Below are 20,693 nucleotides of genomic sequence, written 5' to 3' on the forward strand. Positions count from 1 at the left end.
GCGTCAGCGCGTGCCGTACAGGACCACGGTCTTGCCACGCGCGTGTAATTTGCCGTCGATCTGCAGCTTCTTCAGCACCCGGCCGGCCATCTCGCGCGAGCAACCCACCAGGCGCGAAAGCTCCTGGCGGGACACCCGCAGCTGGGTGCCGTCGGGGTGGGTCATCGCCTCGGGTTCCTTCGCCAGGTCGTGCAGGGCGCGGACGATGCGGTCGGTGACGTCCAGGAATGCCAGGCTGCCGGCCTTCCGGCTGGTATCGAGCAAACGCTGGGAGATCTGCGAGGCGATCGCGTACAGCAGTTTTGGCGCGTCGGGAGCCAGGCGTGACAGCAGCAGGTCGTAGACGCGCTCGTGGCCGATTTCCGCGAGCTCGCAGGGCGTGCGGGTGCGCAGGATCACCTCGCGTTGATCGCTCTCGACGAACAATCCCAGCTCACCAACGAACTCGCCGGGACCAAAGTACCCCAGCACCAATTCGCGGTCGTCGTCTTCCTCGGTGATGATGCTGACCGAGCCGGAGACGATGTAATACAGCGTGCTGGCCGGGTCACCGGGACGGAATACATCCGTTCGTGACGGATAGCGTCGGCGGTGGCAGTGGGCGAGGAAGCGTTCGATGGTCGCGCCATCGGGAGTCAACGGGCTATGGGTTCGGCGCAATGCAGTCACAGGGTCTACCGGGTTGGCTGACATGTCAGTGGGGTTCAGGCTATCAACCGGAGCTTAGGATGAACTGGCGCTAAGTAGCAAACCTTGACCCAAATTGGCATCTCGGCCGGTGAATCGGGGCTGGCTGCCGGGCCCGCTGCGTTTTCAACGCGGGGACAATTGCCGCATAATCCGCCGTTCCTGTCGTGTCCGGGTCATGCATAGTGGTCAAGCCGTTGCCGCGCCTGAGGTTGCAGGGTTTCAACAACCTCACCAAAGCGCTCTCGTTCAACATCTATGACGTCAGTTTTGCCGCCTCCGAGGAGGAACGGCAACGCTACATCGAGTACATCGACGAGGAGTACAACGCCGATCGCCTGACCCAGATCCTGACGGATGTGGCGGACATCATCGGTGCCAACATCCTCAACATCGCGCGCCAGGACTACGACCCGCAGGGCGCGTCGGTGACGATCCTGATCTCCGAGGAGCCGGTGGTCGACAAGTCCGATGCGAAGGGCGTGATCTCCGAGGCGGTGGTCGCGCACATGGACAAGTCGCACATCACCGTGCACACGTATCCGGAGACGCATCCGGACAACGGCATCGCGACCTTCCGTGCCGACATCGACGTGGCGACCTGCGGGGTGATCTCACCGCTGAAGGCGTTGAACTACCTGATTGAGAGCCTGGAGTCCGACATCGTGGTGATGGACTACCGCGTGCGTGGCTTCACCCGCGACATCAAGGGCAAGAAGCACTACATCGACCACCGGATCAACTCGATCCAGGACTACCTGGCCAAGAACATCAAGTCGCGCTACGAGATGCTCGACGTGAACGTGTACCAGGAAAACATCTTCCACACCAAGATGCACCTGAAGGACTTCGACCTGGACCAGTACCTGTTCGAGGAGAAGGCGCGCAACCTGTCGTTCAAGGAGCGCATGAAGATCGAGGCGAGGCTCAAGCGCGAGATCGAGGAGCTGTACCACGGGCGCAACCTGGTCGACTGATCGGCGTAGGGCGCGCTTCGGGAAGGCCGGCCAGATGCCGGCTTTTTTCGGGTGCTTGTGGTGAAGGCAACGGCCACGGCGGGTGGAGGTTCTCGGCTTCGGCGGGAGCGCCGCCCTGTCCGGGCATTGCTACCCGGTTCGGGCGGCCATCCATGGCCGCACTCACCGCCGTGCGCCATCCATGGCGCACTCTCCGCAATCCCCGGACAGGACGCCGCGTCGGCGCCCGAAGAGCTAAAGGCGCCGCGTAAAACCATCTCAAACCCGGTAGGCGATCGTCTTCATTACCTTGGATGCTGCGGCCATGATGCTCGGGATCGGCGGCGGCAGGATTCGCGCACCGGCGGCTTCGGCGTTATCGGCGTGGCGGGCTTCGTCGGCCTTCATCACCTCCAGGATTGCGCGGCTACGGGCGTCTTCAGGCGGCAGTGATTGCAGGTGCTCGTCGATATGCGCCTCGACCTGGCGCTCGGTCTCGACAACGAACCCCAGGTTCCAGCCATCGCCGCGCAAGCCGGCCAATACGCCGATGGCGTAACTGCCGCCGTACCACAGCGGGTTGAGCAGGCTGGGGCGGTCGTCGAGCTCGCGCAGGCGGTCACCGCACCAGGCCAGGTGGTCGGTTTCTTCCTGCGCCGCTTCCAGCAGGTGCGCCCGCGTGGCCGGATCGCGGGCCACGGCCGCCTGGCCGCAATACAGCGCCTGCGCGCAGACCTCGCCGACATGGTTGACCCGCATCAGCCCGGCGGCATGGCGACGCTGGGTGTCGTTCAGTACGACTTCCGGCTCGCCGGCACCTGGGTTGGGCCGCATCGCCGGCGGTGCGCCGAACACGGTCTCCAGCGCGCGCTGGGTGTCGTCGATAAAGCGATCAATGGCGGTCAGGCGGCGTGCGTTCATGCGGTCGATTCCAGTGAGGCAGTGAGGCGGCGTGCGTTCATGCGGCCGATTCCGGTGGGGATTTTGCTCGTCATCCCCGCGAAAGCGGGGATCCAGGGACTTGGCGCTCAATGGGCTAACGTCCATGGATTCCCGCTTTCGCGGGAATGACGGGACCCGGTGTTCGAGGTGCTCAGTGAAGGGCTCTGGATCCCCGCCTTTGCGGGGATGACGGATGAAAGTTTCTTGCGGGACATCACACTAGTAGACTGAGGTCGTGACATCGCCCGGCACAATCAACGCGTCGGCCAGGAACGCCAACGGATGCTGCACCTCCAGCGCGGTGCCGCCGGCCAGGTGCAGCCGGCAGCCGATGTTGGCGCTGAGCAGACGCGTGGCACCACTGGCGGCCAATTGGGCCAGCAACGGCTGGCGGTACGACTCGGCGCGTTCGGGATCGGTCAGCATCTGGCTGCCGGCCGCTCCGCAACAGCCGTAGCCGGCGTCGATTTCTACCACCACCAGTCCCGGCACCCGGGCCAGCAGGCGTCGCAGCGCGGGCACGGTGCCGACCACGTTGCGCTGGGTGCAGGGCAGGTGCAGGCCGATGCGTTCGTGGCGCTCGGCAAACGTCAACCGTTCCCGGTGCTCGTCCAGGAACGCCAGCGCATCCATGGCCGTCCCGTCCGGCGCGCCGGCCACCGATTCGTGGCAGCCGCTGGCCAGGGTCAGTACCTGCCGGTAGCCGGCGAAGGCGGTGTGGTTGATGGCCGACAGTCGCGACGCTTGGGCGAGATTGCCGGCGTGGGCATGGATCGCGCCGCAGCATGTCTGCCCCGCAGGCGTCACCAGGTCGATCGACAGCGCCGCGCATAGTCGGTCCAGCGCGGCACGGACATCCGCTTCATACGCATTGGCAACACAGCCGACGAACACGGCGACAGGAGCGTGGGCGCCGGGGTGTTGGCGATCTCCTCGACCAGATCCAAGCTCGAGCCATCCGGCAGCCGCATGTCGGTCAGGCACAGGCCGTACTGGTTGCGTGCCAGTTGGATCATCGACCGGCGAGGCGGCGGACGTCGTGGCGGGTGGATTGGTGACGGATGGATTGGGGCGCGGCGGACGCGGCAATGCCCGCAGCCCGTTCGGAAGCAGGGGATAGATGCGCCGATACATGCCGAGCAGCCCGGTCAGCAGGCGCGGTCGTGCGGTGAGCGCTTCCAGCAGGTACTGCAACAGGCCGCTGCCGCGTCGCTGGCGCTGGCGTCCGCGCGCGGTGACCAGCAACGCGCCATACTCCACGCCTGCCGGGCACGCCGCCTCGCAGGCGCGGCATGCCAGACAGTGGTCAAGATGGTCGTCGCCGGTTGCGCCCGGCTCGATGGTTTCCAGCGCCCAGGCGCGCGCCAAGGCGATCCGGCCGCGCGGGGATTCCGCCTCCAGCCGGTCGCGTGCATAGGTGGGGCAAACCGGCAGGCACAGCCCGCATTGCACGCAACGGTCGGCCAACGCTACCAACGGGTCGACAGCAGGCGGACGGTTGGCAGCGAGCATGAGGGCGATGCTAACATGGGCGGCCCAGCGACTTGCGGTGCGCCGCCGGTCCCGCTATCATTCCGCCTCTTTCGTTCCGCACTTCGGTGCGAGGCGAGAATTCCGCACTCCAACGCGTGGCGAAATTCCGGACCTGTCGTTGACCGCCCACGCAGTCGACCGCCGGAATCAGCCCGACCAGGTACCCATAGATATAGCCATGAAGACCTTCACTGCCAAGAACGAGACCGTCCAGCGCGACTGGTACCTGGTCGACGCCGCCGGCAAGACCCTCGGCCGCCTGTCCGCCGAACTGGCCCACCGCCTGCGCGGCAAGCACAAGCCGGTGTACACCCCGCACGTCGATACCGGCGACTACCTGGTAGTCATCAACGCCGAGAAGATCGTGGTCACCGGCAACAAGCTGGCCGACAAGAAGTACCACCGGTTCACCGGCTACATCGGCAACCTGAAGACCGAGACCCTCGCCCAGGCGCTTGAGCGCCATCCCGAGCGCGTCATCGAGATCGCGGTCAAGGGCATGCTGCCGAAGAATCCCCTCGGCCGCGCCATGTACCGCAAGCTCAAGGTCTATGCAGGCCCCGAGCATCCGCACACCGCCCAGCAGCCGCAGCCGCTGGATATCTAAGGGCACCGATATGGCAATCCAGCAGAATTACGGCACCGGCCGCCGCAAGTCCTCCACCGCCCGCGTGTACCTGCGCAAGGGCGAGGGCAAGATCACCATCAACAAGCGCACGATCGAGGAGTTCTTCGGTCGTGAGACGGCCCGCATGATCGTGCGCCAGCCGCTCGAGCTGACCCAGTCGACCGATAAGTTCGACGTCAACGTCACCGTTGCCGGCGGCGGCACCACCGGCCAGGCCGGCGCGATCCGCCTGGGCATCTCACGTGCGCTGGTCGAGTACGACGAGTCGTTGAAGTCCGAACTGCGCAAGGCCGGTTTCATGACCCGCGATGCACGCGAAGTCGAGCGCAAGAAGGTTGGTCTGCACAAGGCCCGCCGTGCGACCCAGTTCTCCAAGCGCTAAATTTTAGCGTTACAATCTGCTTCATAGCCCCGTCGCCAAGCGGTAAGGCATCTGCCTCTGACGCAGACATTCGGTGGTTCGAATCCATCCGGGGCTGCCATACCATCAAGAAACCCGCCTTTGCCGGCGGGTTTTTTGTTGCTCGGTGAAGGCGGTTACAATTGAAACCATCGCGCGCAGGCGCTGCACTCAAGGAGATCCCGATGAAGCTTGGTTCGCTGAAAGAAGGCGGTCGTGACGGCACCCTGGTGGTGGTCTCGCGCGATCTCAAGCACGCGGTTCGCGCGAGCGGAATTGCCGACACCCTGCAGCGCGCCCTTGAGGACTGGAGCAACATCGCCCCGCGCCTGAACGCGCTGTCGGAAGCGTTGAACGCCGGCAATGCAGAGGGCGCGTTCGAGTTGGACACGGCCCAGTTGGCGGCGCCGATGCCGCGCGCCTACGAGTTCGTCGATGGCAGCGCCTACCTGCCGCACGTGGAGCGCGTGCGCCGGGCGCGCGGTGCGCAGGTGCCGGAGAGCTTCTACACCGACCCGCTGATGTACCAGGGCGTGAGCGCCGGCTTCCTCGGCCCGCGCGATCCGGTGCGGGTTCCCAGCGAGGAACACGGCATCGACCTGGAAGCCGAGCTGGTGGTGGTCACCGACGACGTCCCGATGGCGGTGACGCCGGAGCAGGCGGCCGGGCACATCCAGTTGGTCGGCCTGATCAATGACGTCTCGCTGCGCAACCTGATCCCGGGTGAACTGGCCAAGGGCTTCGGCTTCCTGCAATCCAAGCCGCGCTCGACGCTGAGCCCGGTGCTGGTGACCCCCGACGAGCTGGGAGACAACTGGCGCGACAGCAAGCTGCATTTGCCGATGCTGACCCACGTCAACGGCAAGTGGTTCGGTGCCCCGCTGGCCGGCGTCGACATGCAGTTCAACTTCGGCCAGTTGATCGCCCATGCGGCCCGGACCCGGCCACTGTGCGCCGGTGCGATTATCGGCTCGGGCACCATCGCCAACGAGGACACCAGCCTGGGCGCATCATGTTTTGCCGAGCTGCGCACGGTGGAGACCTTGCGCGATGGCAAGCCGACTACGCCCTTCATGAGCTACGGTGATACGGTTCGCATCGAGATGCTGGATGCCGACGGAAACAGCATCTTTGGTGCGATCGATCAACGTATCGAGCGCTACGAAGGCTGACCGGCGGTCGCGCGCCGGTTCTTTCGGACGGTGCGCAGTCACCAGCGCGGATTCAACCGAGGCGCACCAGCAGGGATGTCGACGATGCGGGGTAGGGAAGAGATGGCGGATCAACTACAGCTGTATTCCTATTGGCGCTCCAGCGCAGCCTATCGCGTGCGCATCGGCCTGAACCTCAAGGGCCTCGCATACGAGACCGTACCGGTGCATCTGGTTCGCGATGGCGGGCAGCAGCACGCGGACAGCTACCGTCAGCTGAACCCGCAAGAGCTGGTGCCGGTGTTGAAGCACGGCGACCGCGTCCTGCGCCAGTCGGTCGCGATCCTGGAATATCTCGACGAGACCTGGCCGACCCCGGCCCTGTTGCCCGCCGGCAGCCGCGACCGCCAACGCGTGCGCGCGATCGCCCAAGCGGTGGCCTGCGATATCCATCCGCTCAACAACCTGCGGGTACTGCAGTACTTCGACCGGACCTGGAACGTGCCGCCACCCGAGCGCGATGAGTGGGTAAGGCATTGGGTCGTCGACGGATTTGCCGCGATCGAGGCCATGCTGAACGACCATCCCGCCACCGGCGAGTTCTGCGAGGGCGACATCCCCGGCATGGCCGATTGCTGCCTGATCCCGCAGGTCTACAACGCGCGGCGATTCGGCGTGGATGTCAGCCAGTTCCCGACCATCGCCCGGATCGACCGCGCCTGCCTGGCGTTACCCGCATTCGACCAGGCGCGCCCGGAATTGCAGCCCGACGCCCCGCAGCCGAACTGAGCCGGCGGCGGCTGGCAGCAGCAACACCTCCCCGTCATTCCAAAGCCCCCGCAGTTCCAAGGTCCCGTTACCCCAAGGCCCCCCGCAGTTCCAAGGTCACGTCACTCCAAGATCCCCGTCATTCTTGCAACTGCCGTCATTCCCGCGAAAGCGGGAACCTAGTGACTTCAAGCCGCTGAAAGGCAGAGGCGCTGGGTTCCCGCTTTCGCGGGAATGACGGGGGCTTTGAATGACGGCAGTTGCAGGGATGACGACGATTCACGGGGATGACGACCCGTCGGGACGCCCACCAGTCACCGGAGATAACGGCAGCTATGCCGCCCCCCCTAGCTGGAAAACACCTCGGCGTACGGGTCGTGTTCCTCGCCCGCGCCTTCCGACAGGCGGAACTTCAGCGCCAAGCCGTCGCGTGAATCGGCCGCCTGCAGCGCTTCCTCCATGTCGATCAGGCCCGACTTCTGCAGTCGGAACAGGCACTGGTCGAAGCTCTCCATGCCGGCCTCCAGCGACTCCTCCATCGCCTGCTTGATCTCGTGGACCTGGCCGCGACGCATCAGGTCGCGGATGTGCGGCGTGTTGATCAGCACCTCGGCCGCGGGCAACCGGCGTCCATCGGTGCCGATCACCAACCGCTGCGAGACCACGGCCTTGAGGTTCAGGGACAGGTTCATCAGCACGTTCTTGTGCGCACCTTCGGGGAAGAAGTTGAGGATGCGCTCGATGGTCTGGTCGGCATTGTTGGAGTGCAGCGTGGCCAGGCAAAGATGCCCCGTCTCCGCGAAGGAGATCGCCGCCTCCATGGTGGTCTGGTCGAGGATCTCACCGATCAGGATCACATCGGGCGCCTCACGCATCGCGTTTTTCAGTGCGCTCTGGAAATCATGGGTATCCAGGCCTACCTCGCGCTGGTTGACCAGTGAGCGCTTGTGCCGGTGCAGGTACTCGATCGGATCCTCGATGGTGAGGATATGACCGGAGACGTTGCGGTTGCGGTGGTCGATCATCGACGCCAGCGTGGTCGACTTGCCGGAGCCGGTGGAACCGACGATCAGCACCAGTCCACGTGGCTCCAGGATGATGTTCTTGAGCACCTGCGGCAGCTGCAGCTCCTCGATCGACGGGATCACGCTGCGGATCGCGCGGATCACCATGCCGACCTCGCCACGCTGCTTGAACACGTTGATGCGGAAACGGCCCGTGTCGGGCAGTGCATAGGCCATGTTCAGCTCCAGCTCGCGCTCGAACTGGGGCACCTGGCCTTCGCCCATCAGCGAGTAGGCGATCTTCTTGACCAGCCCCGGCGGCAAGCCGGTATTGCCCAACGGATGCAGCCGGCCTTCGATCTTGATGTACACCGGCGCGCCGGTGCTCAAGAACATGTCCGACGCATTCTTCTCCGTCATCAGCTTCAGGAAATAGCCGATGTCCATGCACGCACTCCCTGTTTACCTGGCGTATTGTTGCATCCCACGCGCAGGCCTGATCACAATGACCCGCGACAGACTATTGCCACGGCCCCCATATGCATCCCAGCTTCGCACAAATCCGTCCCCTGCTACTGGGCACAGTTCTCGCTTGTGCACTTGGCGCCTGCGTGACCTTGCCTCCACCGACCGCCGAACTCAATAGCGCCCAGCAAGCGGTGGTGCGCGCCGCCGGTGCCGACGCCGACCAGTACGCCGATGAACAGCTGGCGCTGGCGCGCGAAGGATTATCCCGAGCCCAGCGTGCCATGACCGAGGGCAAGCAGGATGTCGCCCGCGCGCTGGCCCTGGCGTCGCAGTCCGATGCGGACCTGGCGTACGCGCTCAGCCGCGAGGCCTTGGCCAAGACCGAGCTGGCCCAGCGCCAGGCCGAAGTCGATCGCTTGCGGCAACGTGTTGAAGGAGGCCGTGGCCAATGAAACTCCAGACATCCGTGCTGATTACCGCCCTTGCGCTCGCCGCCGGCCTGGCCATCGCGCCCGTCCACGCCCAGGACACCGAGGTCGCCCAGTTGAGCCAGCAGTTGGCCAGTCTCGATGCCGATCCGGACACCGCCTCGTTGGCGGCGTACGAGCGGCTGCAGGCGCGACAGGCCATCGAAACGCTCGCCAACGCCCGCAGCAGCCAGGCCGATGGCGCTCGTTACGTCGCCCAGCGGCGGGTGCGGATTGCCGAGGTGGCGGCACGCACCGCGGCGATGGAGCAGCAGATCCGCCAACTGGATCGTGAGCGCAGCGAGTTGCTGGTGGAGGCCAGTCGTCGTGATGCGGCCCAGGCCCGCGCCGAGGCCGAGCGCCTGCGCGTCATGACCCAGATCCAGGCCGAAGAAGCCGCCCGCCTGCGCCAGCAAACCGTCAGCGACGCCGACGCCATGGCGGACGTCGAATCCGCGTTGAAAGACGTCGCCGGCGCCCAGGCAGCCCGACTCAAGGCAGCCCGAGCGCGCGAGGCCGAACTGGCTCGCCAGGAAGCGGAACTGATGGACGAACAGCCGGAAGACGACCAGTAGGGAAGGCCTGATGGCTTGAGGTTCCCGCCCCTCACATCGTCATCCCCGCCCCCATCGTCATTCCGCCCCACATCGTCGTTCCACCCCACATCGTCATTCCCGCGAAGGCGGGAATCCATGGACGTTAATGCTTGACGGTCAAAGTCCATGGGTCCCCGCCTTCGCGGGGATGACGGTGCATAACTGAGACCGCTTCCGCACTGCATAAGCCTTCCACGATATTGTCAAAATATCGTTATTCATCAATCACTTGGTTAGGTGAAGGCGTGCGGTGGCACGGTTTCCCGGTGCCGCGGCATGCCGCTAGCCGCATTCAGCAATCCGAGCCGCCACTGCACCTCCAAATGACCCTTGCCGAGCTTCCGGGGCTGGAGTAGGGTCAGTCATCCAGGCAGCGGCTTCCCCGCCTGCGATGAGCCCCGCAAATGAAGCAGATTCCCGATCCAGACAGCGCAACGGCGTACAGAGCCGCCGCCGTCTGTGTGATCCCGCGATTTCCCATGACGCCTCGGCCACCCGGCCGGGGCGTTTGTTCATGTGATGATGAAGGAGGCTTCAATGTTCGATGACCAAGCGCAGCCGGAAATAGAGGCATTGATCAACGCCAACCCCGAATTCAAGCAGCTCTACCAGCGGCACAAGAAGCTCGACAAGAAGGTGATGGACGCCGAACTGGGCGTATCGGCGGTCGATGACGTCACTCTGACCCAGATGAAGCGGGAGAAGCTTGCGGCCAAAGATCGGCTCAGTCGGATGTACGCCTCCCAATAAGCAACAAGGTTGTATCGGGCCGTGGGCGATGGTGGCCATCCTCGTCGGTCGCCATCGCCCGCATCCCTTAGAATCACTGGTGTCTGCCGCATCCGACGGCGCCAGGGTTCTTTTCCCGCATGTCCATCTCCACCTCCGTACTCGACCTGGTCGGCAACACCCCGATCGTCAAGGCCCAGAATCTCGACACCGGCGTCTGCGAGCTGTACTTCAAGCTTGAATCACAGAACCCGGGCGGCTCCATCAAGGACCGCATCGGCCTGCAGATGATCGACGCCGCGCAGGCCCGCGGCGATATCAAGCCCGGCGACACCCTGGTGGAAGGCACCGCCGGCAATACCGGCCTGGGCTTGGCGCTGGTGGCCCGGCAGCGCGGCTACAAGCTGATCCTGGTCGTGCCCGACAAGATGAGCCGGGAAAAAATATTCAACCTCAAGGCGATGGGTGCGCAGGTCGTGCTGACCCGCTCCGACGTGGCCAAGGGTCACCCGGACTACTACCAGGACCTGGCTGAGCGGCTCGCGCGCGAGACGTCGGGCGCCTACTTCATCAACCAGTTCGGCAACCCCGACAACCCGGCCGCGCACGAGCACGGCACCGGGCCGGAGATCCTGGCCCAGATGGCCGAGGTTGGCGGCCTGGACGCGGTGGTGTTCGGCTGCGGAAGCTCCGGCACCATGACCGGTCTGTCGCGCTGCTTTGCCGAAAAATCCCCGCACACCGAGTTGATCCTGGCCGATCCGGTCGGTTCGATCCTGGCCGAGTACATCAACGAAGGCACCCTGAGCGACAAGTCCGCCAGCTGGATGGTCGAGGGCATCGGCGAGGACTTCCTGCCGTCCATCTCTGACTTCAGCCGGGTCACCAAGGCGTATGCGATCAGCGACAAGGAGAGCTTCCTGACCGCGCGCATGCTGCTTGAAAAGGAAGGCATCCTCGGCGGCTCGTCCACCGGCACCCAGCTTGCCGCCGCGCTGAAGTATTGCCAGGAGCAGACCACTCCGAAACGGGTATTGGTGCTGGTCTGCGACACCGGCAACAAGTACCTGTCGAAGATGTACAACGACTACTGGATGCTCGACAACGGCTTCCTGGAGCGCGAGCAGCACGGCGACCTGCGTGACCTGATCGTGCGCCCGTTTTCCCAGCGCGACACCGTGGTGGTCGGCCCCGACGATTTGCTGGTCACCGCCTACCAGCGCATGAAGCTGTACGACGTCAGCCAGCTGCCGGTGATGGCCGACGACCAACTGGTCGGTATCATCGACGAGTCCGACGCCCTGCTGCATGTCTACGGCGACGAGGCCCGCTTCCGTGACCCCGTCTCCACCGCGATGGTCAGCAAGCTCGACATGATCGACATGCGCGCGCCGATCGAGTCCCTGCTGCCGGTGTTCGACCGCGGCCACGTGGCGATCATTGCCGATGGCGAGCACTTCCTCGGCCTGATCACCCGGATCGATCTGCTGAACCACTTGCGGCGGCGGGTGGAGTGAGCCCGGGCAGGTTCAGCTTTGGGCCGCCCCGGCCAATGCTAAACTTGCTGGTCGCGTATCACCGTCCAACGAGCACCCCACCATGAGCGAAAACACCTCCGGCGATTCCGGCCGCAAGCATGGCCTGGGCACCCTGGCCATCCATGCCGGCCAGTCTCCCGACCCCAGCACCGGCGCGGTGATGACGCCGATCTACCAGACCTCGACCTACGTGCAGTCCAGCCCGGGCGTGCACCAGGGCTTCGAGTACACCCGCAGCCATAACCCGACCCGGTTCGCCTACGAGCGTTGTGTTGCCGCGCTGGAGTCGGGCACCCGCGGGTTTGCGTTCGCTTCCGGCATGGCTGCGACCTCGACCATCCTGGAGCTGCTGGATTCGGGGAACCACGTGATCGCGATGGACGACGTCTACGGCGGCAGCTACCGCTTGTTCGAGCGCGTCCGCCGCCGCAGCGCCGGGTTGGACTTCAGTTGGGTCGACCTCAGCGACGTCGCCGCATTCGAGGCCGCGATCCGGCCCGAGACCAAAATGGTCTGGATCGAGACCCCGACCAACCCGCTGCTGAAGCTGGTCGACGTCGCCCAGATTGCCGCGATCGCCCGCAAGCGCGGCCTGATCGTGGTCGTGGACAACACGTTCTCGTCGCCGATCCTGCAACGCCCGATTGAGCAAGGCGCGGATATCGTCATGCACTCGGCGACCAAGTACCTCAACGGCCACTCCGACATGGTCGGCGGCATCGCGGTGGTCGGCGACGACGCAGAACTGGCCGAGCAGATGGCGTTCCTGCAGAACTCCATCGGTGCGGTGCAAGGCCCGTTCGACAGCTTCCTCGCGCTGCGCGGCCTGAAGACCCTGCATCTACGGATGAAGGCACATTGCGAGAACGCACAGGTGCTGGCGGAATGGCTGGAAGGCCACCCGGCGATCGAGAAGGTGCTTTATCCGGGACTCAAGTCGCACCCGCAGCATGAGCTGGCCAAGCGCCAGATGGATGGCTTTGGCGGCATGGTTTCGATCTACCTCAAGGGTGGCGTCGACGCGGCGATGCGGTTCTGCGAGCGGACGAAGCTGTTTGCGCTGGCCGAGTCACTGGGTGGCGTGGAGAGCCTGGTGAATCATCCGGCGATCATGACGCATGCGAGCGTGCCGGTGGAGCGGCGGGCTGAGCTTGGGGTGACCGACAATCTGGTGCGGCTGAGCGTGGGGGTCGAGAATGTCGATGACCTGCGTGCCGACCTGGATGCTGCGCTGTCGTGAGCCAGGCCGTAGAAGCATCAGGCCAACGCCAGCTGAGCACCCGTAGAGCCGCCGCGCCAGGTGCTTTCTGGCGCGAGTTGGCGGAAAGTTTTCGCAACCCCGAGTTCTGGGCGCTCTCCAGCTGGCTCGACATCATCGTGCGGGCGCGCAGGTCGCGCTTCGGCGTGCTTTGGCTTCTGGCACCGTCGATCGTCTACGTATTTGGTCTCGGCATGCTCTTTTCGAGCATGCAAAGCAGCACCCAATCCGGCGAGTTTTTTGCGTATGTGGCACTGGGAGCAATGGTTTTCCGTACATTGATGTCCGCGGTAATCGGCAGCGCCACGGTATTCAACGGCAGCCATTCGTTCATCATGGACGGGCACATGCGGCTGACCGACTTCCTGCTGCAATCACTTGCGAAGTCGTTTTTTGACTTCTGCATGTACATCCCCGCTGCGGTTGTGGCGCTGATCATTTTCGGGCAACCATCCTTTACCGGCTTGCTGTGGTCGGTGCCCGCAGTCGCGGTGATCTACCTCAATGGCCTGTGGATATCCGCAGTCTTTGCATTGGCCGGCGCAAGATTCCCGGATTTTGGCCAGTTGCTCAACACCACTGCGATTTTCCTGTTCCTGCTTACGCCAATCATCTGGTATCCGGAGATGATGCCGGCCGGAAGCGTCCGTGCACTGTTGATGCGGGCCAATCCGTTCTACCACTTCGTGGAAATCTTCCGGGCGCCCATTTTGGGCCGGCCGGTAGAGGTGATGTCGCTGTACTACGTGGGCATCATGACGGTCGTCGGGCTTGCCGTAGCGACCTGGGCTTATCGTCGCTACGCGCGCTATGTGCCGTTGTGGATATGACCATGAGTGCCTATATCAAGGTGGATCAGCTCTCGCTGGATATCCCCACGTTCCTGCAGCGCGAACGTCAAACGGTCGGTTGGGGCGGCATGTTCTTTGGTGCCGCATTCGATCCCCCCAAACGTCGGATGTTGCGCATCCTCGACAACCTCAGCTTCGAGGTGAACGAGGGCGACCGGGTGGCCATCCTCGGCCGCAACGGCGCCGGCAAGTCGACGCTGCTGAGGGTGCTCAATCGTGTCTACCAACCCAGCCACGGCAGTCTGAGGGTCCAGGGTAGCTGCCAGTCGTTGCTCAACATATCGCTGGGTTTCAACGGTGAGGCCACCGTGCGCGAGAACATCCACTTGCGCGGTATCGCGATGGGACTGACGTCATCGTTTCTGCGTGACCAGATCGGTCCGATCCTGGAGTTCTCCGGCCTGCACGAGAAGATCAACCATCGCCTGCGTACATTGTCCACCGGGCAAAAAATGCGGCTGGGCTTCGCGATCTCCACCTCGATCCAACACGACATCATCTTGATGGACGAATGGTTCGGCGCCGGCGATGCGGACTTCATGGCCAAGGCCAAGGAGCGGATGCGCAGCCGGGTGGGCGGCAGCAAGATCGTGGTACTGGCCAGCCACAGCGTCGGCCTGCTGCGCGACATCTGCACCAAGGCGATCGTGCTGGAGCAAGGGAAGCTGGTTTACGCGGGAGACATTACCAGCGGGCTGAAACATTACCATGGGTTGCTGGCGCAACTGCGCGCAGACAACAAGCTATTGCTGGAAACCGACGCGCCGGAGCCTGGTAATGCTCAGGTCTACGGGGCGGTCGAGGACATCCAAGGTGCCAGCGATGGCGCTTTTATCATCAAGGGTTGGCTCGTCGATATTGAGGGCGCGGTGCCTGGTGGCGTGGTACTCGAAGTGAATGGCCACCGTTACGCCGCTGAAACAATTGAACGGATCAGTCGCCCCGATGTGATGCGACACTTCGGCCTTAGCACTGCTGACTGCGGATTCGTGGCTACCGTTGCCGTCCCAGGGTTTTCCGGGATGGGTGACCTTCCTGGCGACATCCAGGTCCTTGGGGGCGCATCGTCCGACCACGCCTATGCACCGCTGCGGCTTGCAAGCTCCGTAACCGCAGCTTTGCAGGCTGTTTCGTAGAATACGCTCCGTTGGGTTTCCAACGAATCCACCAGGACGTCATACAAGCATGGCTCAATACCAATCATTTCCCGATGCCGCAGGTGATTCGCGCACCTCGGACAAGCTGAGGTCTTTGCGACTGCCTTCGCTCGAAGGAAAGAGCTTCCTGGATATCGGCTGCAACGAAGGATATTTCTGTGGCTTTGCCCAGTTCATGGGTGCGGCACGATCCGTTGGCATCGATCATTCGGCCGAGTTCATCTACCGGGCGCAAACGCGCTTTCCAGAGTGTGAATTCCACACGCGTGCCTGGGATCATCTGCCCGAGGGTGAATTCGACGTAATTCTGCTGGCTTCGGCACTGCATTATGCCGACGACCAGCCCGCGCTGATCGATCGACTGGTGGAAAAGCTGACGCCGGATGGTGTGCTGATTCTCGAGCTCGGCATCGTCTCCTCGCCAAGAGCCGAATGGGTCAAGGTCAAGCGCGGCATCGACGAGCGCTACTTCCCGAGCATGGCTCAGCTCAAGCGGACGTTGATTGATTACGCATGGAAATGGATGGGTCCCAGTGTCAACCAGGACGGCGATCCGGTGCCGCGGCATGTCATCCATGTGTCTCACCGGAAGCCAATTGCCTATCTGCTAATGCAGCCGCCGGCCTACGGCAAGAGCAGTGTCGCATCGCGCTTGTTCCCGCCTGCGAAGGTGCCAGTTGTTTCGGGCGACGAGATCATCCAGCGCATTGCCAAGCGTGAACTGAGCGCACCTGGGAAGCTGCAGGACTTGATCGAAAAAGACTATTCACCGTTCTCCATCGACAAGACCATCCAGCGCGTCTTCGACAAGAAGATGGGTGGCGAACTGGTGCAATTGTGGGTGGCTGAAGGCGGCGACGAGGATTTCGCTGTGGACGGTTTCGTTCCGGCCAAGTATCAGGCGCAGGTGGAAGCACAACTTGCCGAGGCCGGTTATATGCCGGTGACCTTGCGGTGGGAGCGGGTCGCGCCTTCACTGGTGGCCGTGGACTCACTGAACGAGCAGGCGGCGGCATTCAACCTCAGCCTGGCTGTGGCTGGCAGGGTGAGCGGAAGCGTTGCCGTTAAAGGTGTCCGGCAGCCATTGGCGGGCTACGTGGACGAAGTGAAAGTGCTCGATGGCCATGTCGTGGTGCGCGGCTGGGCAATCGATGAAGACGGACACGCGCCGGAGCAACTGGTATTGGGCATCGGAGCCGAGAGGACCTTCGTGGACATCGGCGACCCACAGGAGCGCAAGGACGTGCAGCGCCACTTCGAGTTGCCCCATGCCAAACTGGGCTATGTAGTAAGGCTAGCCACTCCGGTGACTACCGACCTTGCCGGGCTTGGAAGACAGGGATTGTCGGTGACCTTGGCGTCTGGCCAGCCGCTGCGGTTGGCACAACGCGTCATCGAGTCGATGCAGGGTGCCGCTGAGCCCAATGAGTCCGGAAGCCCGTCATCTTGACCGGACTGGCATGGCAGCGGCTAAGCACGGTCGGCATGGCCATCGGCAGGAGAAGCTAGTGCAACAATCAACCGACACCACCTATCGCGAAGTCCTCAAACTTTCCGAGGCACTGTTGCTGTGTCAGCGTGAACTTGCGCAAGTGCGCGAGGATCAGGAGCCGCTGATGGAACAATACAGTCAGTGGCGGGCCGAGAGCGCCAATGCGCAAGCCATCTCGTCGCACCTCGCGGCAGGTTTGGCAGATCATCTTTCCCGCGCATTTTGGGAGCAGCGTGAACCCGGCGCCGCGATCAGTTGGCGCCGATTCGTCACTTCGCGATGGCCTTGGCTGCGTAAGCTCTTCGCGCGCTGGCAGTCCACTGCCGCGATGGTGGAGGCCGAGCACATAAGGTTGATCGAAGCGTCGCCACTCTTCCAGCCAGCGTGGTACCTGCAACAACATGCCGACGTGGCCTTGGCGTGCATCAACCCCGCCACCCATTACCTCCATTGCGGTGCGGCAGAGGGCCGGGATCCAGGACCTGAATTCAGCACGCGGGATTATTTGGAGCGGCACCCGGAGCTGGCGCAGACAGGGGTTAATCCGCTTGTCCACAGCTTGCAGTCCACAGCAGCATGATCGTCGATGAATCCGTTTGTTCGGAGAACGCGCAGCAGGCAAAACACCGTGCCTCGGGCGAGTCGGCAGTACCCATAGAGTGCTTGGAGTTCTTGCGGAGCACAGACTGGTTTGACGAGAACTGGTATCTGTCTCGATGCCCGGAATCCGCTGCCAGCGGACTAGACCCGCTGCAGCACTATCTGACACGCGGCGTCCCTGCGGGCATTGGCCCGAACGGGTTTATCGACGGATTGAAGGATGCGGCTCGTTTACCGAACGCCACCGTGGAAGATATCCCCGACAAAGGCGATCCACAGCTACAGGCCGAGATCGGACTGATCGCCGCCAGCGGCTTGTTCGACAAGCAGTACTACCTTGAGAACAACCCCGACGTGGCGGCGAGAGGTATGGAGCCGCTGCGCCATTTCTGCAGGTATGGCTGGCGCGACCTGCGCAAACCTAATCCTGGTTTCGATGTGTGGTGGTATTGGGTCAACTACCTGGACCCGGCCCGCGAGGCCATCAATCCGCTGCTGCACCATGCCCTGATCGGGCAACACGCGGGCTATGCGACTACGGCGCCACCATATGCGCCGCGCGCGGGCCATGTGCACCCTGCTGGCGCCCAGGTACGCCGCATCTGCCTGTTTGCCGGTTACGACCCCGACGGCATCGTCGACGACTACGTGGTCGCGTACCTGCGCGAACTGAGCCGGCATGCCGACGTCTATTATCTTGCCGACGGCGTCATGCAGGACGGCGAACTGGACAAGTTGCGCCCGTACACGCTGGGCCGATGGGCCTGCCGCCACGGTGCCTATGACTTTGGTTCGTGGTCGGCGCTGGCCCGGGAACACGTCGGCTGGGATGAGATCGCGCAGTACGATGAGTTGATCCTCGCCAACGACAGCAGCTACCTGCTGGGTCCTCTGGATCACGTTTTCGCCAAGATGGATACCAAGGCCTGCGACTGGTGGGGCCTGCAGGCGACCAAGGGGCTGGCGCGCACCCGCGGCAATCCGGCAAACCAGTTCGCAGAGCCCGTCCCGATGGATGAGGTGAAATCGCAGTTCATCGACACGTACGAGGACGACGGCCTGTATGACTTCCATGTAGGGTCGTACTTCGTGGCCTATCGGCAACCCGTGATACGCGACACCGATTTCCGTCGGCAGCTCGATGCCGTGCATACGCAGAGATCCAAGCTGCGAGTCATCCAGAAGTACGAGATCGGCTTCACGCATTACCTGATCGGCAAGCAGTTCGCGTTCGACACCTTCATCGACCGCCTGTACCCATTCCATCCCCTTTACACGCGGTACCACTTCGACTTGGTCCGCGAAGGCTTCCCGCTATTCAAGCGCTATTTCCTGTCGCAGAACCATTACGACACGCCCGGCCTGGCGGCATGGAAAGACACGTTGCGGGAGATCGTGCCCGGCGCCGACATCGACGCCATGGAGAGCAACCTGTGGCGGGTCGCCGATCACGACAAGCTGCTGCGCAGTTTCGCCATCACCGAAAACGAAGCGGGCGAGGCGGTCGTCCCGCTGCTGTTGAACAACGAAGAATTCAGGAAAGCCGACGAACAAACGCCAAAATTCGACCACTGGTGGGTCTTTCCCGCCTGCGCGTTCAACGACACGTTCGCCGGCAACGAGCGCGCCCTGTTCGAGGAGGTGCGCAACGACCCCTCCATCAAGAAGATCGTGCTCACGCGCCGGAAGGCCGTTCACGTCGACGGCGAGAACGTGGTGGTGGTGCCGTTACGCAGCCCTGAAGGGCAATACCATCTGCTACGCGCGCGCCAGATCTTCATCAAGCACAGCCCCACGCGCAACCTGGTGTTTCCGGTCTCGCCCAGACTGCACAATCTCATCAACCTCTGGCATGGCATCCCGCTCAAGCGTGTCGGCTATGCCTCACTGGACATGCAGCGCAGCCTCAAGGCGATTGGTGCCGAGCATGCCAAATGTCGGGCAGTCATCAGTTCGTCGAAGATCGACAGCATGGCGATGGCTTCGGCGTTCTATCCGCTGAGCTACGACAAAGTGTGGAACACCGGCTTGCCGCGCAACGATTTCATCGTGCGGGATACTGACCGCCTCCCTGGAGACCTGCGCGCCGAACTTCAGCAACTGGAGGCCTTGTGCGACGGACGGCGCCTGGTGTTGTTCGTGCCCACTTTCAAGGCTGGACAGGAAGATGCCTACTATCATTTCCAGCCCGACGAGGTGGCCACGCTACAGGCATGGTTGCGCGAGAACAATGCGGTGCTCGGGGTCCGTGAGCACATGGCCGATCATGCGCGGACGTACTTCAATCTGCTGAGTGGGCCCGACACCATCGATCTGTCGGATCGACGCTTCCCAGACGTGGAAGTGCTGTACCGGGAGGCGGCCGCACTGGTCACCGATTACTCAAGCTGCTTCATCGACTTCATGCTGACAGGGCGGCCCATGGTCAGCTTTGCATACGATTATGACAATTATGCGAATGCCGAGCGCGGCCTATTCTATGACATGGAGCATGTCTTCCCCGGGCCGGTATGCCACAACTTTCCCCAGTTCATGGATGCCCTGGGAAACGTGTTTAAGGCCAGGACGCCTTTGCAGGAAGCTGGCTACGAGTGGAAGCGACGCCTGTTTTTCGATCATCTTGACGATGGCAACGCTTGGCGTGTGGCCAAGAGGGTGAGGCAGCTGTACGTCCGCGAGGATGCCGAGTCGGATTGGAGACTGCAATGAAGACCATCATTACTTACGGTACCTTCGACATCCTGCACGTGGGTCACATCAACCTGCTTCGCCGCGCGCGGGAGCTTGGCGATCGCCTGATCGTCGGTCTGTCCACCGATGAGTTCAATCGCGCCAAGCACAAATCCTCGTTGATGGACTACGACAACCGCAAGGCGGTGCTGCAAGCCATGCGTCATGTCGACCTGGTTATCCCGGAAGAGACATGGGAACAGAAAATCAATGACGTGAAGATCCACCAGGTCGATACCTTCGTGATCGGCGATGACTGGCAAGGAGAGTTCGATTTTTTGAAGGAGTTCTGCCAGGTGACGTACTTATCGCGCACCGAAGACATCTCCAGCACATCCATCAAACAAACCCTGCTGTCCAATGGTCGTTGAGAACATTGTTGTTTATCGGATTTCGTCGAATGTGGGACACCACACCAGTCAATAGTTTCGTTCGGAGCATCCAGGAGTGAACACATGAACAGAGTGTGCTTTGTGATCTTGATGCTCGCTGCGCTGGCCTTGTCGGCCTGCGATCGCCAACAGCCGGAGCCGGATGTGCAGGCAGTGCCGGACGAAGCGCAGCAGCAAAGCGTCGTGGCCAGCCGTGATGTTGATGGAACTGCTTGGGCTGCCATCGATTCGGCGGTGCTTGCAGCGGCTGCGGCATTGCCCAGTCGTTGTTATCTGGACAAGGTCAACGGTGAGACGAATAAAACAGGCTATGCAGTGAAGGCCAGTAAGGGGCGGCGCGTCTGAG

Annotated in this window: 21 protein-coding genes, 1 tRNA gene and 1 pseudogene; 18 read left to right on the forward strand and 5 right to left on the reverse strand. The window is 62.9% G+C overall.

Translation table 11 applies throughout. The annotated features are described in order from the left end of the window. Positions 1 to 3 precede the first annotated feature (3 nt). Positions 4 to 693, reverse strand: coding sequence for a cAMP-activated global transcriptional regulator CRP (gene crp / locus ACW7G0_RS00660; RefSeq protein ID WP_456962458.1), 690 nt, complete (start codon positions 691 to 693; stop codon positions 4 to 6). Between the two features lie 179 nt (positions 694 to 872). On the opposite strand from crp, the gene speD reads away from it, so the two are divergent. After that, positions 873 to 1,664, forward strand: coding sequence for an adenosylmethionine decarboxylase (gene speD / locus ACW7G0_RS00665; protein ID WP_456963025.1), 792 nt, complete (start codon positions 873 to 875; stop codon positions 1,662 to 1,664). Between the two features lie 258 nt (positions 1,665 to 1,922). On the opposite strand, the gene coq7 is transcribed toward speD, so the two are convergent. The 3 genes and pseudogenes from coq7 to ACW7G0_RS00680 form a co-directional block, all read right to left on the reverse strand. Then, positions 1,923 to 2,564 (reverse strand): 2-polyprenyl-3-methyl-6-methoxy-1,4-benzoquinone monooxygenase, encoded by a 642-nt coding sequence (gene coq7, locus ACW7G0_RS00670; RefSeq protein ID WP_456986986.1) that lies wholly within the window; start codon positions 2,562 to 2,564, stop codon positions 1,923 to 1,925. 240 nt (positions 2,565 to 2,804) lie between these two features. Beyond that, positions 2,805 to 3,479 carry a (Fe-S)-binding protein gene (locus tag ACW7G0_RS00675; RefSeq protein ID WP_456989405.1) on the reverse strand — a complete coding sequence of 225 codons (675 nt, stop codon included), beginning with the start codon at positions 3,477 to 3,479 and terminating at the stop codon, positions 2,805 to 2,807. A gap of 366 nt (positions 3,480 to 3,845) precedes the next feature. After that, positions 3,846 to 4,097: pseudogene (locus ACW7G0_RS00680) on the reverse strand (4Fe-4S dicluster domain-containing protein); the annotation flags it as partial. Positions 4,098 to 4,296: 199 nt separating this feature from the next. Here ACW7G0_RS00680 and rplM point away from each other — a divergent pair. From rplM to maiA, 5 genes are all read left to right on the forward strand, one after another. Continuing rightward, complete coding sequence (gene rplM / locus ACW7G0_RS00685) at positions 4,297 to 4,725, forward strand: 50S ribosomal protein L13 (protein WP_456962456.1); 429 nt, start codon at positions 4,297 to 4,299, stop codon at positions 4,723 to 4,725. Between the two features lie 10 nt (positions 4,726 to 4,735). Then, a complete protein-coding gene (rpsI, locus tag ACW7G0_RS00690) occupies positions 4,736 to 5,128 on the forward strand; it encodes a 30S ribosomal protein S9 (RefSeq protein WP_456986987.1) in 393 nt (130 codons plus the stop codon). A gap of 25 nt (positions 5,129 to 5,153) precedes the next feature. Continuing rightward, positions 5,154 to 5,228, forward strand: a tRNA-Gln gene (locus ACW7G0_RS00695). A gap of 103 nt (positions 5,229 to 5,331) precedes the next feature. After that, on the forward strand, positions 5,332 to 6,318 hold the full coding sequence (locus tag ACW7G0_RS00700) for a fumarylacetoacetate hydrolase family protein (protein WP_456986989.1): 987 nt from the start codon (positions 5,332 to 5,334) through the stop codon (positions 6,316 to 6,318). Between the two features lie 102 nt (positions 6,319 to 6,420). Continuing rightward, a complete protein-coding gene (gene maiA / locus ACW7G0_RS00705; RefSeq protein ID WP_456986990.1) occupies positions 6,421 to 7,086 on the forward strand; it encodes a maleylacetoacetate isomerase in 666 nt (221 codons plus the stop codon). A 326-nt stretch (positions 7,087 to 7,412) separates the two neighbouring features. Here maiA and ACW7G0_RS00710 read toward each other — a convergent pair whose 3' ends face one another. After that, positions 7,413 to 8,516, reverse strand: a complete 1,104-nt coding sequence (locus ACW7G0_RS00710; RefSeq protein WP_456986991.1) for a PilT/PilU family type 4a pilus ATPase — start codon at positions 8,514 to 8,516, stop codon at positions 7,413 to 7,415. A gap of 164 nt (positions 8,517 to 8,680) precedes the next feature. Between ACW7G0_RS00710 and ACW7G0_RS00715 the strand changes: the two genes are divergently transcribed. The 12 genes from ACW7G0_RS00715 to ACW7G0_RS00770 all read left to right on the forward strand — a co-directional run bounded on the left by ACW7G0_RS00715 (position 8,681) and on the right by ACW7G0_RS00770 (position 20,692). Further along, on the forward strand, positions 8,681 to 8,989 hold the full coding sequence (locus tag ACW7G0_RS00715; protein WP_456986993.1) for a DUF4398 domain-containing protein: 309 nt from the start codon (positions 8,681 to 8,683) through the stop codon (positions 8,987 to 8,989). Further along, positions 8,986 to 9,579: a hypothetical protein gene (locus tag ACW7G0_RS00720; RefSeq protein ID WP_456986995.1), complete on the forward strand. Its 594-nt coding sequence runs from the start codon at positions 8,986 to 8,988 to the stop codon at positions 9,577 to 9,579. The genes ACW7G0_RS00715 and ACW7G0_RS00720 overlap by 4 nt, the downstream gene beginning before the upstream one ends. A 558-nt stretch (positions 9,580 to 10,137) precedes the next feature. After that, the gene (locus tag ACW7G0_RS00725; RefSeq protein ID WP_456962448.1) at positions 10,138 to 10,350 is read left to right on the forward strand and encodes a YdcH family protein; all 213 of its coding nucleotides are present in this window, start codon (positions 10,138 to 10,140) and stop codon (positions 10,348 to 10,350) included. Between the two features lie 119 nt (positions 10,351 to 10,469). Then, positions 10,470 to 11,846, forward strand: a complete 1,377-nt coding sequence (locus tag ACW7G0_RS00730) for a pyridoxal-phosphate dependent enzyme (protein ID WP_456986997.1) — start codon at positions 10,470 to 10,472, stop codon at positions 11,844 to 11,846. 82 nt (positions 11,847 to 11,928) lie between these two features. Further along, a complete protein-coding gene (locus tag ACW7G0_RS00735) occupies positions 11,929 to 13,107 on the forward strand; it encodes a cystathionine gamma-synthase (RefSeq protein ID WP_456986999.1) in 1,179 nt (392 codons plus the stop codon). After that, the gene (locus ACW7G0_RS00740; protein ID WP_456987000.1) at positions 13,104 to 13,955 is read left to right on the forward strand and encodes an ABC transporter permease; all 852 of its coding nucleotides are present in this window, start codon (positions 13,104 to 13,106) and stop codon (positions 13,953 to 13,955) included. Before ACW7G0_RS00735 ends, ACW7G0_RS00740 begins: the two co-directional genes overlap by 4 nt. 2 nt (positions 13,956 to 13,957) lie before the next feature. After that, positions 13,958 to 15,112, forward strand: a complete 1,155-nt coding sequence (locus ACW7G0_RS00745) for an ABC transporter ATP-binding protein (protein WP_456987002.1) — start codon at positions 13,958 to 13,960, stop codon at positions 15,110 to 15,112. Positions 15,113 to 15,161: 49 nt separating this feature from the next. Continuing rightward, on the forward strand, positions 15,162 to 16,583 hold the full coding sequence (locus ACW7G0_RS00750) for a class I SAM-dependent methyltransferase (protein WP_456987004.1): 1,422 nt from the start codon (positions 15,162 to 15,164) through the stop codon (positions 16,581 to 16,583). 58 nt (positions 16,584 to 16,641) lie between these two features. After that, positions 16,642 to 17,205: a hypothetical protein gene (locus ACW7G0_RS00755; protein ID WP_456987005.1), complete on the forward strand. Its 564-nt coding sequence runs from the start codon at positions 16,642 to 16,644 to the stop codon at positions 17,203 to 17,205. Continuing rightward, positions 17,202 to 19,934 (forward strand): CDP-glycerol glycerophosphotransferase family protein, encoded by a 2,733-nt coding sequence (locus ACW7G0_RS00760; protein WP_456987007.1) that lies wholly within the window; start codon positions 17,202 to 17,204, stop codon positions 19,932 to 19,934. Before ACW7G0_RS00755 ends, ACW7G0_RS00760 begins: the two co-directional genes overlap by 4 nt. Then, positions 19,931 to 20,326, forward strand: coding sequence for a glycerol-3-phosphate cytidylyltransferase (gene tagD, locus ACW7G0_RS00765; protein WP_456987009.1), 396 nt, complete (start codon positions 19,931 to 19,933; stop codon positions 20,324 to 20,326). Before ACW7G0_RS00760 ends, tagD begins: the two co-directional genes overlap by 4 nt. Positions 20,327 to 20,410: 84 nt before the next feature. Then, positions 20,411 to 20,692, forward strand: coding sequence for a hypothetical protein (locus tag ACW7G0_RS00770; RefSeq protein WP_456987011.1), 282 nt, complete (start codon positions 20,411 to 20,413; stop codon positions 20,690 to 20,692). Position 20,693 lies beyond the last annotated feature (1 nt).

This window comes from Lysobacter sp. A286, from assembly GCF_054052105.1.

What these genes read in the sequence shown, in the direction of transcription:
- ACW7G0_RS00760 (WP_456987007.1), top strand. Translation starts at nt 17,202, where the DNA reads ATGATCGTCGATGAATCCGTTTGTTCGGAGAACGCGCAGCAGGCAAAA.
- ACW7G0_RS00745 (WP_456987002.1), top strand. Translation starts at nt 13,958, where the DNA reads ATGAGTGCCTATATCAAGGTGGATCAGCTCTCGCTGGATATCCCCACG.
- ACW7G0_RS00725 (WP_456962448.1), top strand. Translation starts at nt 10,138, where the DNA reads ATGTTCGATGACCAAGCGCAGCCGGAAATAGAGGCATTGATCAACGCC.
- rpsI (WP_456986987.1), top strand. Translation starts at nt 4,736, where the DNA reads ATGGCAATCCAGCAGAATTACGGCACCGGCCGCCGCAAGTCCTCCACC.
- ACW7G0_RS00770 (WP_456987011.1), top strand. Translation starts at nt 20,411, where the DNA reads ATGAACAGAGTGTGCTTTGTGATCTTGATGCTCGCTGCGCTGGCCTTG.
- coq7 (WP_456986986.1), bottom strand. Translation starts at nt 2,564, where the DNA reads ATGAACGCACGCCGCCTGACCGCCATTGATCGCTTTATCGACGACACC.
- tagD (WP_456987009.1), top strand. Translation starts at nt 19,931, where the DNA reads ATGAAGACCATCATTACTTACGGTACCTTCGACATCCTGCACGTGGGT.
- crp (WP_456962458.1), bottom strand. Translation starts at nt 693, where the DNA reads ATGTCAGCCAACCCGGTAGACCCTGTGACTGCATTGCGCCGAACCCAT.
- rplM (WP_456962456.1), top strand. Translation starts at nt 4,297, where the DNA reads ATGAAGACCTTCACTGCCAAGAACGAGACCGTCCAGCGCGACTGGTAC.
- ACW7G0_RS00730 (WP_456986997.1), top strand. Translation starts at nt 10,470, where the DNA reads ATGTCCATCTCCACCTCCGTACTCGACCTGGTCGGCAACACCCCGATC.
- ACW7G0_RS00735 (WP_456986999.1), top strand. Translation starts at nt 11,929, where the DNA reads ATGAGCGAAAACACCTCCGGCGATTCCGGCCGCAAGCATGGCCTGGGC.
- ACW7G0_RS00710 (WP_456986991.1), bottom strand. Translation starts at nt 8,516, where the DNA reads ATGGACATCGGCTATTTCCTGAAGCTGATGACGGAGAAGAATGCGTCG.
- maiA (WP_456986990.1), top strand. Translation starts at nt 6,421, where the DNA reads ATGGCGGATCAACTACAGCTGTATTCCTATTGGCGCTCCAGCGCAGCC.
- ACW7G0_RS00720 (WP_456986995.1), top strand. Translation starts at nt 8,986, where the DNA reads ATGAAACTCCAGACATCCGTGCTGATTACCGCCCTTGCGCTCGCCGCC.
- ACW7G0_RS00700 (WP_456986989.1), top strand. Translation starts at nt 5,332, where the DNA reads ATGAAGCTTGGTTCGCTGAAAGAAGGCGGTCGTGACGGCACCCTGGTG.
- ACW7G0_RS00750 (WP_456987004.1), top strand. Translation starts at nt 15,162, where the DNA reads ATGGCTCAATACCAATCATTTCCCGATGCCGCAGGTGATTCGCGCACC.